This is a genomic window from Edaphobacter aggregans DSM 19364 (assembly GCF_000745965.1).
Taxonomy (GTDB): Bacteria; Acidobacteriota; Terriglobia; order Terriglobales; family Acidobacteriaceae; genus Edaphobacter; species Edaphobacter aggregans.
This window is the reverse complement of the sequence record NZ_JQKI01000104.1, coordinates 1-16,881: the sequence shown is the minus strand read 5'-3', so window position 1 is coordinate 16,881 and position 16,881 is coordinate 1. Positions and strand designations below refer to the sequence as shown.

The following is a 16,881-nucleotide window of genomic DNA, read 5'->3' as shown; positions in this document are numbered from 1 at the left end:
TCGCCGGGATAGTTGCACATCGGGGGGAGCTTGCTTGCTGCCTTGACTGCTGCGGTCTCCTCGGGCTTCGGTGCCTGATAATCCTTGACGCTCTCGATATCGGCTTTGTATTTGCTCCCGTAGAAGTAACGGCGCGGTGTAGTGGTTAGGCTGCTGATGGCGTGGCCGGTCTTGTTGATCTTCAGAATTACAAGCCACTCATCGCCAATAAAAACCTTGCCCCCAACTTCAAAATGGAAGCGGTCGGCGGCGAGGCCTCCAGTCTCCCCAAGCATTGCCTTCTCATAAGCGATACGGTTCGTATAGTGGTCGATCCAGCGGTCATAAGCGGGAATGACACGAGGGTAAGTTTCGAGAGCAACCGCTAGAACCTCGTCCAAGGTGCGGGGTGCGTAGAGGGTCGGGAAACTGCCCTGTAGTGCGTCGTATGCGCTCGGGGTGTGCTGGAAGTCTTCGCGGTCGCCTTCCTTGCGTGGCATGTGTAGATGGCACATGCCAGCGATGCGAAGAGCAACCTTAGCCTGGAGTTCCTTGTCTTGTTCGTTGGCGCATTCCGTCCAGAGTTTTAGCCACATCTCGGCCTCTTGTTTGTTGCGCTCCTGTTTGCGCTTGTCGGCTTCCAATCCCTTGATGCGGCGATGGCGGACGCCGGGGAGCGCCTTATACTTCGCGTGGTGGAGCGCTCCTGCTGCGCGTTGTTCCCAGTAACGGGCGGTCTGCCACATCTGGACCGTCTTCCTCATGCCGTTCTCGATGCGCTCGGCGTCCTTCCGGGCGTGGCGTTCGCTGTGGTGGCCGACGAGAATAGGCTGACCAAACGGGATATTGTCGGCGATGCGGTGGACGGCATCATGTGCGCGCTGCGCGTCTTCGATACGGCTCTCTTTGTAGTCGCTGAAACGGTCGGCGCGTTCCTCGGCGCGGTCTACTAGGCTCCTGTCTTCGTCTTCGATTTCCCCAACCAGTTCAATAAGCAAATCCTCGCGGCTGGGTGTCCACATCGGCGCGACGAATAGGTCTTGCTTCGGTGCCCAGATGAAACCGGCTGCTTTCACGCGAGCATACGTCCCGCTGTCGAGGCGGGTTGTGGAGTAGAGACGGAGTTTGTTGTCTTCGGGGGAATAGGTAGCGGTGTAGCTCATCGGGTTTTCTCTCCTTCGGGTCGTATGGTGCGGTGGTAGGGTTGGTGCTAGATGAGGCCTGCAGCTCGCATGAAGGAGGGGCAACCGTGGGGGCATGTGCCGTCTGGTTCTACCTCGCAATGCTCGGTGCAAAGCGCGAGTGCGTTCGCGTCGCCAAACATCACCTCTTCGGCCATAGCCTCAAAGGTGCGTCCTTCTTGTTTCAGCATTTCGGTCAAGCTGATGCGGTAGGGATTTGGTTTGGTGTTGCTCATTGGGTAGTTCCTCCGTTTTTGAATGGCCGTGCTGTGTTTGCTAACAAACACGCCTTGGCCCTGGCCCACGCCAGCGGAGGCGGCAAGTGCAAGAGGAGGGTTCCCTACCCTCGAAACGGAGTGGAGAGGGCGGAGCGAAGCGGAGGTCTGCACAAGCGAAGCGCGGAAGATTAGGGTGCCTCTTGCGCGCGCCAGAGGCGGAGCCTCTCAGGAAGGCTTGGTTTCCTTGTTGGGCGCGGAGCGCATGAGATCGCACTTCGTTGTTGCTGTTGCAATGGGGCCGGCGTTGCGGGCAGGAACTAGACTGTTACGAAACTCTATGCTTGGGCGGAGTGCACCCCTCGGGGTTCTTGCGTGTCGTCGGTGGAAAAACATTGAGAGGACGAAGCTTCATAGCCTCGTCCTCCCAAGCCGACGATTACTCGTCGTCGGCTCCATCCGTCGGGTCATCGGCGGCCTCTACTTTCGAGAGCCGCGTGATGGCGTGGACCTCAGCGATCTTGTGTGTGAAGGTAGTGCCCTTGACCTCATCCTCGACCTCTCGATAACACAAGATTCCTTCAAGGGTGACGAGCTGTAGCGTTGATCGCTATATGGCGCTAACTTTCAGCGCTATTTGGCGCAACGACGGAGCTCCGAGGACGAGTCAGGAGCCCAAAGCCGACGCTCAGTCATAATTTAGACGATGGCTAAGTTATAGATTCTAATTGTGACTTGCAGTCGGTGACGTTAAGGCACCCGTCTATCTGAGGTCTCAGAGAAGATCCGGGAGTACGCCAAATAGCTCTAAAAAACTACGCCAGATAATTCTGAAAGCAACAGTCCTCGCCGTAGGTGAAAAGAAGCGCGTTTTTCTATGAGCAGGTCCGCGGTGAATGAGTGCTACAGATGCGATCATCCTAATCACAGACAATAGGTATATCCACGAGCATATACGTCAGCGGGATGCTGAACTCACGGGATGCTCAAGCGTGTCGTTCCTGGCATTATGTCACGCTCGATAGGAGCGGGAGCCGTGGCATCGTGGCCAGTCCTTCCCTGCATCCAGCGGAGATGAAACTGCGGGCCCGCGTTCCGGACTTCCAAGGTGAAGCTTCCGTTCTGTGAGTGCCAGTCGAGATCTACGTCGCTCTTGCCGACGCGTATGTGTTTGACACGAAGCGAGTTCCATGAGGGCGGAACCTGCGGAGCGAATTGGAGCACGCCAATCCGGCCATCGGACTCCAGCCCTAGCATGCCGTTGATTGCTGCGGACAGGAAGGCTGCAGAGGACCAGGTCTGCTCCGGCACCGACTCGCGCTGCGGTGTAAAGAAGCTGCCGGACATCACCTCGTGCATGTGGCCGAGCGAATCAGCGGATGCCCATGGTATGAGACTCTGCCACAGAAGGTTGGCGGTATCGGACCGTCGCGACTGCCACATTACTTCGGCAGCCATCGCGGTGTGATGGCTCCACACACTGCCTTTCGAGTAAGAAGTGGGATCGTAGTCAGACGCCGTGGACGGCTTGCTTCGCAGCCCCCAGGCGGTGAGGTATGCGGGCGTGGCCAAGGCGTCCAGAATGGCTGAGGTCTGTTCCGATGTCGCCGCTCCAGAGGAAATCGCCGCGAGCTCAGCTCCGGAGGTGCTCTCCGCTACCGCCCCGGAGCGCATGAAACCACTCACCCAACGGTGCGCGGCAGGGTTCCAGTAGCGGGTCTGGATGCTATTTCGGGCGCGGAGACTTGCGGCTTCTGCTTGCTGGGTGAGTGCCGCGTCGTGCATCGAAGCAGCAAGCAGGGACATCCCATGGGCTGCGCGGACCCACGCGGCAGAGAGCGTCAGTTCGTCCGTGAGGCGATCCTGTTCGTTGCCGCTCATCTTGTCGGCGGGCACGCGTGGAAGGCCGTCGCCGGCGTCAAGAGTCGAAAGGCAGTACTTGTAGGCCTGCAGCGTTGTGGCCCAGTGCTGCCGGATGAAGGCCTCATCCCCCGTAGTCCGGACGTATTCGGCGAGCACGGTGAGAAAGTCGAATGTGATATCGACGTGGGCGTACATGTACGGGTAGTCCTTTGCCCAGTTGAGAAAGCCCGCGCTTTGGGAGATCTCATGCCACATCATGCCGTTTTGGGCGTTTTGATAGCGGAAGAGAAAGTCCAGTTCCGCGGCGGCTCGTTTGAAGTCGCCCTCATGTAGCAACGCCTCGGTTGCAAGCAGGCCGTCTCCCGCGAAGTACCAGGCGTACTGCGGGCGGCGCGATCCATGGGAGGGCCCGTACCCAGCGACGGTCGCGCAGCCCAGCCGCGGGTTGCATGTCCAGGCCTGCTCCAGCGCGATCTGCGCCCACCGGATCGCACGGTTCGCGTCGGGGTCAGGCGTTGTGACCTTCACGATGTCCGATGATGCAAAGCGTTCCATGTCACTGTGGCCAGGAGCGTCGGCGGCGTGGAGCAGCAACGCTGCTGTTGTGTGCACGTCTTCGCGCGTCTCACTTTGTCCTGCGAAGACCAGAGTTGCGCATTGGCCCGCGCTGCACAGCCGGGGGTCGAGTGTCAGGACTAGAGAGCGATCAAACGCACTATTGCGGCGATCGTTGTTCGTTTCGCTATGCTCTGTTGCCTCCGGCGAGGCGATGAGTGCGCGGAACTGGTGGGTCGGTTCGCTTAGAAGGAAGCCTCGTGCATCGGTGTCCCACGCGGTCTCCTGGCCACCAATGCCGGCTGGCCACATCAAGTTGAGCGATGGCTGGAAGTGAACTTGGATGCGAACGTCACGGCGACCCTCGACCGTGAATAGGACCAGAACACCGGGGTCTTCGGCATGCGTCGTGATCCGCTCCCGCACACGAAAGTCCGTGGCTGTGTAGACGCGGGTGACGCCGAGAGGATCAACCTCGACGGAGGTAAGCATACTCAGTGCCGCAAGAGGAGCAGCTTCGGGCACCTCGAAACTCAAATGATATCCGTGCACGAGTTGGAGCGGGAAACTCCAGAACTCGAGGCCGTCTTCGGAGTAGCCGCCTGCGAAGGCTCGGAGGCCGTGTGCAGAGAGATACCGGTTCGGCTGCGTCAACGTCGTGGACCACGCCGGAAGGTCGGGCACGAGCCGCCCGTTCGCTGCTGACGTTACGGGCTTTGGAAGCTGAGCGGAGCTGAGGCTGCCGAGCAGGAGTACGATCACGAGCGAGCGGATCATGGAACTCCCGAGATCAGCTATCGATTGATCGAGGTGGACTAATGCCTTCATAGGGTAAGCAACCGCCTGTGGAGTGAGCTCAATGATCCTGCCCTGCCTTCAATTGCGAAAGAAGGCTACTGATCTTGGGAGTATGCACCTGTATCGTGAAGCTGAAGCAAAGCGCCGCCACTTGGTTGTTTCAGGAATGGATCCATAACGATGGGATTAGAAAGAATCCATTGCACAGCCGCGCCCGGGATGTCGATAAATTTCGCACTATCGTTGGTTCAACGATGTTGATCGTGCCTCTTATCTCTTCGCCTTCGGCACTGCTGCTTTGAGTTCGGATTATTTCGCTTCTATTTAGTTTCGTAAGATATAATAAACATTCGAAAGATAGTCAAGTCGTTCGCAACTACCCGTAAGCCAGCGTCCATCCATCTGTAGCTTTCTGCAGTGTTGGTGAGCTGACATCCCATCGACCGTCGCGCCCCAACCAGATCGTCCGGAGCACACCTCATGGCCAAATTCAGTACCAGCGATTATGGCAGGTTCCTTATCGTAATCGCGGGTTTTGGAGGCCTGCTCTATGGGATCGATATTGGAATCATTGCCGCCGCTTTGCTTTACTTGAGCAAGACCATCAGTCTGACGGTCCAACAGACGTCCATCATCGTCGCTGCTGTACTAGGGGGAAGCATGATCTCCTCCTTAGTAGCCGGGTTGCTCGCAGATTGGTTTGGGCGCAGGAAGATGATGGTTGTGAGCGGCCTGCTCTTCGTCGCAAGCGTGGGACTTATAGTCATCTCTCATGGCTTCACGCTGCTCTTCCTTGGGCGTCTGCTGCAAGGCGTGAGCTGCGGCGTCATCGCAGTCGTAATTCCGCTGTATCTTGCGGAATGTTTAAGCGCGAAAAAGCGCGGCCAGGGGACTGCTATCTTCCAGCTCCTGCTCACCTTCGGTATCGTTGTAGCTGCTGTCGCCGGTTGGTTCTACACGCGGCGGGCAGAAACCTTGATCGCCGGCGCAGGCGGCAATGACATTTTGATCAGAGCGGCGCAGGACCAAGCCTGGCGCAGCATGTTCCTATCCATAATCTACCCGGGCCTGATCTTTTTCTTCGGAACTTTCTTCCTGATCGAAACGCCGCGCTGGTTGTTCCGCAAACACAGATCGGCCGAAGCCTTGGCGGCACTTCGCCGGCTCTCTTCGCCAGAGGAAGCCGAATTACAGATGCTAGAGATGGAGGCTATTGCCGGAGATCACCGCAAGAAGGCATCTGGAAACACCGGAGATTCGCTGCTTCAGCGAAAGTACGTGATCCCATTTGTGCTCGCAAGCATCATTCTTGCCTGCAACCAGGCAACCGGCATGAACTCGATCCTTGGATTCCTCGTCATCATTCTCAAGCAGGCAGGCATGAGCCCCAGCCATGCCACGCAGGGCGATGTCGTCGTCAAACTTCTCAACTGCGTGATGACTATCTTAGCTGTCGCTCTCGTAGATAAGAAGGGCCGGAAGTTCCTACTCAAGACAGGTACCTGCGGGATCATTCTGTCGCTGCTTGCGTGTGGTTTTCTCTTCCGCACGTTTGAATCGCGACGCCTCGACATTAAAAAGGAGGTCCAAGGAGCACTCCACGGCAATCGCCTCAGGCTGCCACTGAGTGAAGTGGCCCTTAGTCACGCCGACATCGAGGGCCCCATGTCGCTCACGGTTCTCTACTCCTACGGCTCCGGAGAAAGGGTAGCGACTGCGCTCAGCTCAGATAACAATGCCGTTCTCAGCATCGCTCCAGAAACAACGGAAGCCACTTCTCCGCTTGTGATCAAACGCGCCTTTTACGGCCCGGTTCCGAAAGAGGAAACCGGCTGGCTTATCACGATATGCCTCGGCCTGTTCATCTGTTTCTTCTCCATTGGTCCGGGTGTCGTCGTATGGCTCACGCTCTCGGAACTCATGCCAACCCGCATACGCTCGACTGGCATGGGTATCGCCTTGCTCCTGAATTCGGGTGTGTCTACGCTCATCGCCGCTCTTTTCCTTCCTGTCGTAGGCAACTACGGCTTCTACGCCATGTTCTTTTTCTGGGCGGTCTGCACGATCCTCTATTTTGTCACCGCCGCGTTCTTCTTGCCTGAAACGAAGGGTAAAACTCTCGAAGAAATCGAGGAATACTTTGAGAGCGGGGAACGACGTTCGCCTAAGACAATCACCGCAGTGTGATACCTGCCTGATTACATTGACTCGTACATGTTTATGGACATGCTTCGACCACGCGAAGCCTGAATGAATAGCAGCGTTGACGACGGCTTGTTCTAAAAGTTGTCGAAAGAGCAGACCACACGCGGTGGCGTCGATCGAGACGGGAGACAAATTCGCCAGAGGTTTTCGATTTGATGCGCCTACGATCGCGATCACGAAGAACGTAATGGTTATCGCTGCAACTATAGTGCGGCTCTCTATCTCGTAGATGCCGTTCAGTCAGGATCGATGGGTCTCTGCGTTCTGGCCAAACGGTGATACCAGCTCCCGCCATTCCGATCAAATCCGCTCGCTCCAAAGTGATGCAGGGGTAAGCGGCGTCTTCTCACAATGGTCGACCAGCAGAACCGGCAAATCGTTCTGTGATGCCTTCCAGCAAAACATGCTGCGGTGTACATCCGCGCCGTCCCAAACAATAATGTCAGAGATGAAAAGACTGATCAGATTTCGCGAGACAAAAGTTTTGGTAATACGCCTCAGGTCGAGGGCCTGCCCCGGTTGAACTCGACATCCAGTTTGACATTCTGGAATTGGGCTCGTGAATGATCTTCCAGATTCTGTGTTGGACTCTTCAACGTTCCGTCCCCAATCTTCCATGAATGGTCGGGTCTGGGTCATGCGATAGACGAGTTACCGGGTGTGGGGTCTATCCCACACCCGGTAGCTCAAAGCGTTAGAACTCGAATCGCAGTTTGAACGAGATCTGGCGATGTCCCGCCTTCTCCGGTTCATAATCGCCCCTGGCATAGACCAGCTGGCCTACATCCGGCGCGTTGATATAGGTGTCCGGGTTATAGAACAGTGGGTGATTGAAGATATTCGCGATCTCCGAAGTGAAGGTGGCATGAAGCTGCTCGGTGATCGGGAACGTCTTGACCACGCTCAGATGGTGTACATCCAGGCGCGGACCGAGCAGGCTGCTTGCCCGCGCATTTCCGTACCGTCCGACGTTCGCCGGTGCGTTGTTCAGGCAAAGCGGATCGCTGTCCGGGCAGCCTGGCACTTTGAACGCGCCAACCTGGTCATACACAAACGCCTTCGTCGCAGGGTCCTGATGGTACACCGGCGTATTGAACCACCGTTGTTCGCTGCGCCGGCCCGACGGCAGATTTCCCTTCTTGCCGGGAATCACGTCCGGGATATACGAGTTGTAGTTGTTGTTCGCCACATCGAATCCGTAGAACTTCGGCGTCATGTAGTCACCGGAGCCCAGGTAGCTGATGGTCTGAATCCCCCATCCGCCCAGCACCTCATCGACTGCCAGAGGAGCGTGGTTCAGATGCGCGCGGCCTCTTCCAAACGGAAGCTGCAGAACCGAAGCGAAGGTGAACAGGTTGCGACGCAGTCCGCCATCCATAGCCCATACCTTCGTGGGGTTGGAAACGTCATCCGTATTTTGAATGTTGTTCAGGCTCGACGCCCAGGTGTAATGGGCGTCAAACGTAGCCCATCCTTCTTTACGCGTCGCTTCCAGTTGCAGCGCGTCATACTCGGCCGCGCCATCATGCCGGTACTCCGCCACGGAAGACAGGTTCGGATAAGGCTGCCGGCTTGTATCGAACGGGGTCAGGCTAGCCGGTGGCACATTCATGTTCCATTGAACGAAGTTCAATCCCTTGCTGCGTGAACCAATGTAGGACGTGCGGAGTCCCGTCCGGCCCACTTGCTTTTCCAGCGTCAGGTTGAACTGGTGGATCGTTCCGTTGTCCCACTTGCGCGGAAGCGCTGCCACATACTGGCTCGGCGTTGGCTCCGCAAGGCTCGTGCTCGGGAACGGGTTGGGGAAGGAGAACAGCGGCTGCCCGTTCACCAACTGGTTGGTGTAGTTCTCGGCCAGATGCGCGAACGGTCCGGGTCCCTGGTTGTCCGCCTGATCTGAGTAGTAGCGGCTGAACCGCTCCGTGAACTGCCCGTAACCGCCGCGAATCACAAAGCCCTTCGACACCAGATACGCTGCCGAGACGCGTGGCCGGAAATTCCTCAGGCTGGCGTCAGGCGAGACCTGCCCTACAGCAATCGGGATGTTCTTCGGATAAAGCGGGTTGACCTGAGAAAGTTTCGATTGCGGGACGAGCACCGTGCCCGACGCAAGATCGAAGTTGTACATCAAGCCGTCGGTGTACGTCGGGATGCCATAGTAGTCCCAGCGCAGGCCGTAATCGAGCGTCAACCGCGGCATCAGCTTGAACGTATCCATCACGTAGAACCCAAGTTCCTTGTTGGTCTCAGAGCGGTTCACGAACGGATCCGACCGCGAGCTCGTGCGCGGCAGCCCCAGCAGCAAATCAGCGAACGCGCTGCCCGGCGCGCCACCCGTGAACGAACCATTGAACGAGAAGCTGCCATAGTCAGGAATCACGCCTTTGTGGAATCGGAACGCCGTCAGTTCGCCACCGAACTTCCAGACGTGCCTCCCTTTTTGCCAGGTTACGCTGTCTTCGTAAAAGTAGTTCTTGTCATCGCTCTTCACACCGCCATTGACCGCGCTGAACGATGAAAATCCACTGATCGAGAAGGATGGCACGCCGGCAACGTTGTAATTGCTAGGATTCACACCCTGCAGGCCCAGCGCTGCAATGACGTCACCACCGTTCAACGGCTTTTGGCCATGCTCTGTCGCGCCGTCATTAATAAAGTCTGTGCCATAACCGAAGCGAAACGTGTTCAGCATCGTCGGCGTAAAGATGTGGGTGTCTTCCACAGCTGTCTGCCGATGGTCACGCATTCTGGTCCAGAAGGTGGTCGGAAGCGTCCCGGGCAGCACAAATGGAGTCCTGCGGTCCAGCCATCGCACAAAAATTGAGTTTTTCTTGCTGATGTTGTGATCAATGCGAATGAACGGCCAGTCTCCACGGTAGTTCTGCGCGCTGTACGGATGCTGCCAGCCGAAGTTGTTCGCCTGGAATACCGTGGGATCGCCGATGTTGGGCAGCGCGTAATATTTCTCCAGCGCAGCGGCCACCGGGCTGATCCGGTTGGACGGAATAATGTTGTTCGCAAACGGCTTTCCCGTCTGCGGATCGATGATCGGAGCAAAGCCGGTGAAGTTTCCTCTCCACATCGCCTGCGTCGGCACCGTTGCAAGATCGAACGAGCCGCCAGGAATCAATTGCTCATACCACGAAGCGTAGAAGAACGTATGGTCCCTCCAGATCGGCCCCGATAGCTCAGCCTGCCAGTCATGCTGGATGTACGGCGCCTTCTTCGAGTTCGGATGCGGCGTAGCATTCAGTCCACCGTTGAAGTGCTGGTAGTACGCCATGCCGTGGAAATTGTTCGCGCCACGCTTGGAGGTAAGGTTGTAGGCCACCACACGCGAGCTGTCGGCCGGCGCATTCACCGTCACGACCGTCGCTTCATCAAAAAATTTCGAGCTGTTGCTCTGTTCGCCGGCACGATCGTTGCTCACGCCGTCCATCTCCATGGACTGCTGCGCCGAATCCTGCCCTGAAATCTTCATGTCATACCCGTTGCCCTGCACTCCCGCCAGCGTTACCAGCAGCGAGTTAGGTGAAGGATAGGTGTCAAGCAGCGGCGTATCCGCAACAGTTTTTTTGTCGATGGCACTGCTGATTGTTCCGCCTTCGGTATCAATCAGGGCCGCGCCCGCGTGCACTTCGACCGTTTCCTGCACGCTGCCCACCGCCAGCCGTATATCCAGGCGCCGGATCTGGTCCGCGTCCAGCTTCACATCCTGCGCTACAAAGGCCTTGAAGCCCTGCATCCGCGTCATCACCTGGTAGGTTCCAGGCTTCAGGTTCGGAAATTCGAAATTCCCCTGCGCGTCCGAGACGCCCGTGCGCTGCGTCTCCCTGGTGGCGGGCTCCGTAAGAACCACTTGCACGCCCGCTACGATCGCGCCCGAACTGTCCTTGATATTCCCGCGCAGACCCGAGAATCCCGTTTGCGCCATCGCCACAGAGCTTAACAGTGCCAATCCGACCATGAACATCCAGGACACCCTTGTTCCACTGCCGAAGCAGCCGGACCGCGTACTGCTTCGCATCCTTTCAACTGCTTTCTGACTCCTGATCTCCAACACAACCTCCTGAACCACCGATTTTCTTCGCTGCGTGCACCGAAGAGGACACCTACCGGGCCAAGCTCCGCTGATACTCAGAACAACCAAATAGGCAAATAGGGCTGGGTCTTCAGCCATAAGTAACGCGCCATAAGTAACGCGCTCTTACACCACATTTGTCAAGAAAAAAATAATAATATGAAACTATTCAAAGGGAAAGATAAGTTTCGAGAGGCCCCATGACGACCCACAATTCCTTGTTTTTCGCAAATGCGTGTCGAAAGCAGCGATTTCATCAGGAGTGATCCGAAAGCAGCTTCGCGGCGACGCCGGCATCACTCCCGCCCCCGCGGTTCCAGGCGCGCGGTCGTCATGCCGCCATCCCACACGGTGAAGTCCCCCACCACCGTCCCGCCAGCGTCGCATCAGCGATGAAGAAATTGCCCACCCTGGCTGAACATCCGTTGCCTCATACCAAGATGAGTTTGCACCCGAAGGATCGGATTCGGTCCTGCAACTCCTGTGGCAGGCTCACGTCGCTGATGACGAGATCGACCTCCGAGAAGGAGGCAATCAGTGACATGCTGCGCTTGCTGAACTTGCTTGCGTCGGCAACGACGACGATCTCGCGGGCCGCACGCAGCATCGCTCGGTTCGCCATAGTTTCTTCCAGATTTGTACCACTCACGCCGAAATCCGGGTCGCACCCTGCTCCCCCGAGGAAGAGCTTGTCGGCGGAGAACTGTTCAAGCATATCCTCGGTTGCGCGTCCCACAATCGATGCTGAGTCGCTGCGGACGCTACCTCCCATGATGATCGTTTGCGTGTTACGCGACCCAAGAAGCTCCAAGGCGATGTTCAAGCCATTGGTGATGACTTGGACGTGCGGAATGTTCTTGAGCTGTCGTGCGATCTCAAGCGTTGTAGTGCCTGAGTCCAGGATAATCGTCTCGCCTTCTCGAATCAGCGTCGCGGCCTTCGCGCCAATGCGCTGCTTTTCTTGCGACCGGCTCTTGATGCGCTCGTGTACCGGTGACTCGCGAAAGACCGTGTCCTGGATGACGGCGCCTCCGTGCGAGCGCTGGATAACCCCTCGCTGGTCCAACTCGTTCAGATCGCTGCGGATGGTGACCGCAGAGGTGTTGAATCGGCGAACGAGGTCATTGACTTTCGCTCGTCCCTCTGAACGCACAATCTGCAGGATCTGCATGCGGCGTTCTTCTGCCATCATCCCATCGTTTGCGTGCTCGTCGTCACGGACGATCCCGTTCTGCGGTTTCTGTGGAACTTCCTTCTTCATATCGCTAATCCGCTTTCTCTATTGAGCAAAATTGATAGCTGCTCTTTACGATCTCCGCCGGTCGGTTCCATTCGCTCCGGCAGATCAAGGCGAAGGCTTTTGTTCTGTGTCGTTTTCCGCGAGTAATTCCCCTCTAGCAGGAGAAAGTCTATCACCGGTCCACCGCCGTTCTCTCTTTTCAAATCGTTTCGAATAACCCTGGGTAGAAGACCGATTCCATCTCCGATTGGTTTACGAACTCCGGCGGTATGATTATCTTCGAAAACGACACGGTGGCACGAGCAACAAGCAGAGCAGTTGTCTGAATCATGCTTTCTTTCTTGCCGAACTGACACCTGGGTTGCGGGTTGCGATGGAGAACGCTCGCTGTTACCAATTACCTCGTGTAAAGTCCGGGAACTCGATTGGCGCGGTGCGCTCCTCACGGACGTGACACTGATCGGTGCGACGGAGGATCAGACAGCGGCACCAACGAACATCCATGTCCGCCTTCGGAGTCGGATGTTCGTTGGGCTTCCATGCCTCGATCTCCAATTCTCATCTTTAGTTCCGACCGTTAAGATACATTCGTGTCGAACGATCTTCACAGATGTCCTTCGTGCCGGCGACGAGGCGGCCCCTACGATGCCCGATGCTTCTGATTGCAGGCGCGAGCATACACACGCAGTACATCCTTGACCTTGTCCACGATCAGAGATGTCGGATCGCCGGAGATCTCTCCCATGCGCATACGTGAATACTGGGAGGGTAAGTAGAGACTCAGCATGCTCTGCGGGATCGCAGTTGATGAAAGATTGAGGATCAGGCGGTCCACAGCAGCGGCGATCTCGGGGTAGTTCCAGTAGTACCGCATGCGATCGCTATAGCTATACCGCCTCAGCAACGTCTGCTGTTTCGCGTCTCCGGCATAGTAGGGCTGCCAAACTGCAGGATGCGCCAGCATCGTCTGCTCGATTGTCTCTGCAAGACGGGACCGCACCGCAGGCGCGATGAGCTGCGCTTCGATATCCGCAAGCGCGTAGAGCGCTTCCCGTAGGGCAAACGTGAGCGCCGGCCCGACCTTGAGAATGGCGAAGCCATCTTCGACCAGACCACTATATGCGCGGGCATTCTGATAGTCCGTAGAGTGCGCCTCAAAGACGATGTCGTTAGCGTGCTGGCGCCGCCATTGGACGATCGGCCGGGCCTTGGAGCGGTCGTAATGAACCACGCTGTCATGGTCGAATTCGACCCCTGGCTGCACGACTAAGGCAATGACTCGTGTCCATGCGTCCGTCAAGCCGTGAGCCATGAAGGCTTCACGGTGGACTGTCAACGTATGTGCTGCCGCCTCGGGAGAGGTAACGGCCAAGCCGTCGAGCACATGGGTAGCACCGCCGGGAGTCGGCACTTCTGTTCCGATAACGTACACTGGCTTCTCACCGCCTGGCTGGTACGCGGTCTCTGCTGCGAGGCAAAGCTGGACGCTGCGGGCGGCGACTTCCGTGTCAATCAGAGTTGGAGGATCGCCCTTACAAGACATGCTGGCGTCCAGATGAATCTTGCTGAAGCCGGCCTGAGCATAAGCCGAGACCATCGCTTCCGCCTGCTGCATCGCTGTACCTGCGGACAGGTGCCGCCAGGGGTTAGGTCCGAGGTGATCTCCCCCGAGGATCAATCTTTCGCAGGGGAACCCGGCGTCTGCGGCGATCATCTCAACGAAATTGCGGAACTCGGCTGGCTGCATGCCCGTGTATCCGCCCATCTGATTAACCTGATTGCTCGTCGCCTCCACTAGAAGGTGACTGCCGGCCGCTTCCGCGAGTTCTGCGGCGGCTCGCAATACAAGTGGATGTGCGGAGCAGACAGAGTAGATTCCTGCCGGAACTCCATCCTTCTGTTTCGTAAGGTGCCTTTGAAGGGTCGCGGACATCTCATCGATAGATCGTGAAATCGCTCACGACGCGGCTGATCACGCCTTGCGGACTTGGCGCATCCGGACGCAGGCCTAAGGCGATCGAGGAGTAGAGCCCAAGAAGCTGACCGAAGATCACGTCCACCGGCGGACGGTAGGCATCTGCGAACGTGCCATCGATCGCGTGGTACACATTGCAAAGGGGAGCAATTTCGTCGTGATCGGACTTCAGTCCCACAACAATGCACGATGCGGTAATCTGCTTCGCTTGAATTTCGCGTAGCAGGTCGGCTTCGTAGCGGAAGCGTGTCCTCTCAGACGATAGGAAGAAGACAAGGTCGGTCTCGCGATCGAGGGCAGCCATAGGGCCATGTCGGAGCCCCAGCGACGCCAGTGCCATCGTCTTGACCTGGCCTCCTGACATCTCGAGCACCTTCAGGGATGACTCCTTGGCTACCGCAGCGAGGGCTCCAGAACCGAGCATGCAAATGCGGGGCTTTCGCCGGTCAACCGTACTTTGCGCGAGTTCGGCCGAGTTGTTCAGAAAGGCGCTGGAGGCGGCAATCATATCCTCAAGAACTTCTTTATATTCGTCGAGGCTCCAGGCATGCGCGAGACACTGGCCCAGCACGACCATATTGGTGAACGAGCTTGTCATCGCTAGGCTGCGATCATTGACCGCATCATCCAGAATTACGGTGCAGACGCGTTCATGGTTCCCCGCCATGGCTATCATGCGCGCGTTGGGGTTGCATGTCACGACAAGGTGCGAGATCTCAGGATAGGTTTCAAGAGTTTGCTCGAGTACACTGACGCCCTCGGGAGAATCACCGGAACGCGAAAAGGATATCCAGAGGTAGCGCCGGCCCGGAATGACATAGTCTGCAAGGCTTGGCAGCAAGTCGGTGCTTGCAACCGCGGTGGCTTCGCAACCCCAGCGCTGCCGCAGTAGAAGCGCGAGAGACTCGCCGATGTAATCTGAAGTGCCGGCGCCAACGAGCATTACGATCGGCCGCTGCTCCACGGAGGCGGTGACACCGGCCTCCTTGAGAAACGCCCGAATGCGTTGTTGTTCCGCCTCGAAGATATGCAGTGTCTTTAGCCACGTCTGGGGTTGCTGCGCAATCTCCCTCGGCGTGAAGAGCAAGCCCCGCGTCTCTTGTTCCGAGATCGGTAAATCGAGCAAACTAAGCAGTGGACCCACGGGATCGAGCCTCCTAAATCAAAAGATCACAAAAGCAAAAGAAACTAAACACAAAAAATAGTAACATAACCATGATTGAAGTTGATACTGTTATATCGAGCGGAGCGAGAAACTTAGATGACTGCAGAGATGTCGGAATGGCGGTTCGATGTGACCATCGCGGGGGAGATCAACCTTGACCTCATTTTGTATGGTCTGCCGGAGCGGATGCCCCTGGAACGGGAACTCTTGGCGTCTGGATTTCGAGTCACTCTTGGCAGTTCGTCTGCGATCGTCGCTCATAATCTAGCTTCTCTGGGCATGCGAGTCGGCTTTGTGACGCGGGTAGGCACCGATGATTTCGGCAAGTTTGCTCTTGCCCGGCTTGCCGAAAGTGGGGTTGATCTGTCGGAGACGCAGTCTGACAGAGGCTCGACCGGAACTGGAGTTACGATTCTTCTCCCGCACGGCAAGGAGCGGCACATTCTGACGTACCTCGGTACGATGGCGGAGATGGGGGCGGAAGACTTGCCGGTGGAGTACCTTGCATCCTCCCGGCACTTTCATCTGTCTTCGCTTTTTCTGCAACGAGCGCTGCATCCCGGTCTGCCGAAACTGCTCGCTACCTTGAAGCGGGCTGGGTTGACCATCTCCTTGGACACAAACGACGATCCGGAAGACCAGTGGGGCGGCATATTTCATGAGGTCCTCGGCCTGATCGATATCCTCCTTCCGAGCGAGGCCGAGTTGATGCACATGGCTGGCGTGTCGACCCTTGAGGAGGCTTTGGACATCATCGGCCAGCGAGTCCCACTGATCGTCGTCAAATGTGGCTCCCGTGGCGCCATGGTGCAGGATCGGGGCATGCGTCAGCTTGTCGCGGGAGTCTCTGTCGTTCCCGTCGACACGATCGGGGCGGGTGATAGCTTCAACGCAGGATTCCTGAGCGCCTATCTGCGTGGAGCCTCCCCTGTTGAAGCGGCTCGCATGGGCAACATTACCGGCGCGCTTTCAACTCTCGCATCCGGTGGTACCGAGGCGTTCCGGGATACGACGCTGCGCGAGAGCTTTCTTTCCGCGCATCGGGCTTAGCCTGCGCAGACGCTTGCGCCGCAAGCGGCGGTGTTCGCGCGCTCCGATCGAAGAAGTCGATCACGACCGCTGGGGAAGAAGAGAGTAGAGTTCCATAACTACAGGCCACGACCAACCTGCGATCGTGGCCTACCAGAAGCTGAACTTGCGGAGAGGCGAAGTTCCGCAGGTTATCAGCCAGTTCTCAAACTACGATTCATGCGCAGCTGCGTCGCACGCCTCGCTGATTTTGGCATTCTAATTTGGCTCACTCTGGCGGTTTAAGTTGGCCCACCCTGGGCAGAGCGGACTCTACCCTGTTTCTCAGCGGCGCTGAGGGACGGAGGGCGAGTTGGACTGGAGAGCCAAGGTGGAGTTATACGAGCAGATTCGCCGGGAGTATGAGTTTGGAGTCGGGTCGATCATCGGTGTGGCGCGGAAGTTGGGTGTGCATCGGCGCATGGTGCGGGAGGCGGTGCGGAACGCAGTTCCGGCGCAGCGCAAGAAGACAGAACGTCCGGCGGTGAAGATGGCCGCAGCGGCGTCGTTGATCGATGCGATTCTGGAGTCGGACCGCAAGGCTCCGCGGAAGCAG

At 57.3% G+C, this 16,881-nt stretch carries 11 protein-coding genes and 1 pseudogene; 4 read left to right on the top strand and 8 right to left on the bottom strand.

Annotated features, from left to right (window positions below):
- The 4 genes from Q363_RS24315 to Q363_RS24300 all read right to left on the bottom strand — a co-directional run.
- Nucleotides 1–1,142 (bottom strand): DUF3560 domain-containing protein (locus tag Q363_RS24315; protein WP_035355935.1); only part of this gene is annotated, 1,142 nt, incomplete at its 3' end.
- Nucleotides 1,143–1,189: 47 nt separating this feature from the next.
- Complete coding sequence (locus tag Q363_RS24310) at nt 1,190–1,396, bottom strand: hypothetical protein (RefSeq protein WP_035355933.1); 207 nt, start codon at nt 1,394–1,396, stop codon at nt 1,190–1,192.
- Between the two features lie 418 nt (nt 1,397–1,814).
- Nucleotides 1,815–1,949: a hypothetical protein gene (locus Q363_RS45660; RefSeq protein ID WP_281176071.1), complete on the bottom strand. Its 135-nt coding sequence runs from the start codon at nt 1,947–1,949 to the stop codon at nt 1,815–1,817.
- A gap of 401 nt (nt 1,950–2,350) precedes the next feature.
- Entirely contained in the window at nt 2,351–4,570 is a 2,220-nt protein-coding gene (locus Q363_RS24300) for an amylo-alpha-1,6-glucosidase (RefSeq protein WP_157467461.1), read from the bottom strand.
- 146 nt (nt 4,571–4,716) lie between these two features.
- Between Q363_RS24300 and Q363_RS41075 the strand changes: the two genes are divergently transcribed.
- Nucleotides 4,717–4,893, top strand: a complete 177-nt coding sequence (locus tag Q363_RS41075; RefSeq protein WP_157467458.1) for a hypothetical protein — start codon at nt 4,717–4,719, stop codon at nt 4,891–4,893.
- 178 nt (nt 4,894–5,071) lie between these two features.
- Complete coding sequence (locus Q363_RS24295) at nt 5,072–6,778, top strand: MFS transporter (RefSeq protein ID WP_051979255.1); 1,707 nt, start codon at nt 5,072–5,074, stop codon at nt 6,776–6,778.
- A 712-nt stretch (nt 6,779–7,490) separates the two neighbouring features.
- On the opposite strand, the gene Q363_RS24290 is transcribed toward Q363_RS24295, so the two are convergent.
- From Q363_RS24290 to Q363_RS24275, 4 genes are all read right to left on the bottom strand, one after another.
- Entirely contained in the window at nt 7,491–10,763 is a 3,273-nt protein-coding gene (locus Q363_RS24290; protein ID WP_169747108.1) for a TonB-dependent receptor, read from the bottom strand.
- A 544-nt stretch (nt 10,764–11,307) separates the two neighbouring features.
- Complete coding sequence (locus tag Q363_RS24285) at nt 11,308–12,138, bottom strand: DeoR/GlpR family DNA-binding transcription regulator (protein WP_245632434.1); 831 nt, start codon at nt 12,136–12,138, stop codon at nt 11,308–11,310.
- Between the two features lie 619 nt (nt 12,139–12,757).
- A complete protein-coding gene (locus tag Q363_RS24280) occupies nt 12,758–14,050 on the bottom strand; it encodes a D-tagatose-bisphosphate aldolase, class II, non-catalytic subunit (protein ID WP_035355925.1) in 1,293 nt (430 codons plus the stop codon).
- A 1-nt stretch (nt 14,051) separates the two neighbouring features.
- Nucleotides 14,052–15,035 (bottom strand): SIS domain-containing protein, encoded by a 984-nt coding sequence (locus Q363_RS24275; protein WP_245632433.1) that lies wholly within the window; start codon nt 15,033–15,035, stop codon nt 14,052–14,054.
- Between the two features lie 318 nt (nt 15,036–15,353).
- Here Q363_RS24275 and Q363_RS24270 point away from each other — a divergent pair, with 318 nt between their 5' ends.
- Nucleotides 15,354–16,307, top strand: a complete 954-nt coding sequence (locus Q363_RS24270; protein WP_245632432.1) for a carbohydrate kinase family protein — start codon at nt 15,354–15,356, stop codon at nt 16,305–16,307.
- A gap of 331 nt (nt 16,308–16,638) precedes the next feature.
- Nucleotides 16,639–16,881: pseudogene (locus Q363_RS24265) on the top strand (hypothetical protein); the annotation flags it as partial.

Bases quoted from the DNA above. Each gene is read 5' to 3' on its own strand.
- Q363_RS24310 (WP_035355933.1), bottom strand. From the start codon at position 1,396: ATGAGCAACACCAAACCAAATCCCTACCGCATCAGCTTGACCGAAATG.
- Q363_RS24300 (WP_157467461.1), bottom strand. From the start codon at position 4,570: ATGATCCGCTCGCTCGTGATCGTACTCCTGCTCGGCAGCCTCAGCTCC.
- Q363_RS24295 (WP_051979255.1), top strand. From the start codon at position 5,072: ATGGCCAAATTCAGTACCAGCGATTATGGCAGGTTCCTTATCGTAATC.
- Q363_RS24290 (WP_169747108.1), bottom strand. From the start codon at position 10,763: ATGGTCGGATTGGCACTGTTAAGCTCTGTGGCGATGGCGCAAACGGGA.
- Q363_RS24285 (WP_245632434.1), bottom strand. From the start codon at position 12,138: ATGAAGAAGGAAGTTCCACAGAAACCGCAGAACGGGATCGTCCGTGAC.
- Q363_RS24280 (WP_035355925.1), bottom strand. From the start codon at position 14,050: ATGTCCGCGACCCTTCAAAGGCACCTTACGAAACAGAAGGATGGAGTT.
- Q363_RS24275 (WP_245632433.1), bottom strand. From the start codon at position 15,035: ATGCTCGTTGGCGCCGGCACTTCAGATTACATCGGCGAGTCTCTCGCG.
- Q363_RS24270 (WP_245632432.1), top strand. From the start codon at position 15,354: ATGACTGCAGAGATGTCGGAATGGCGGTTCGATGTGACCATCGCGGGG.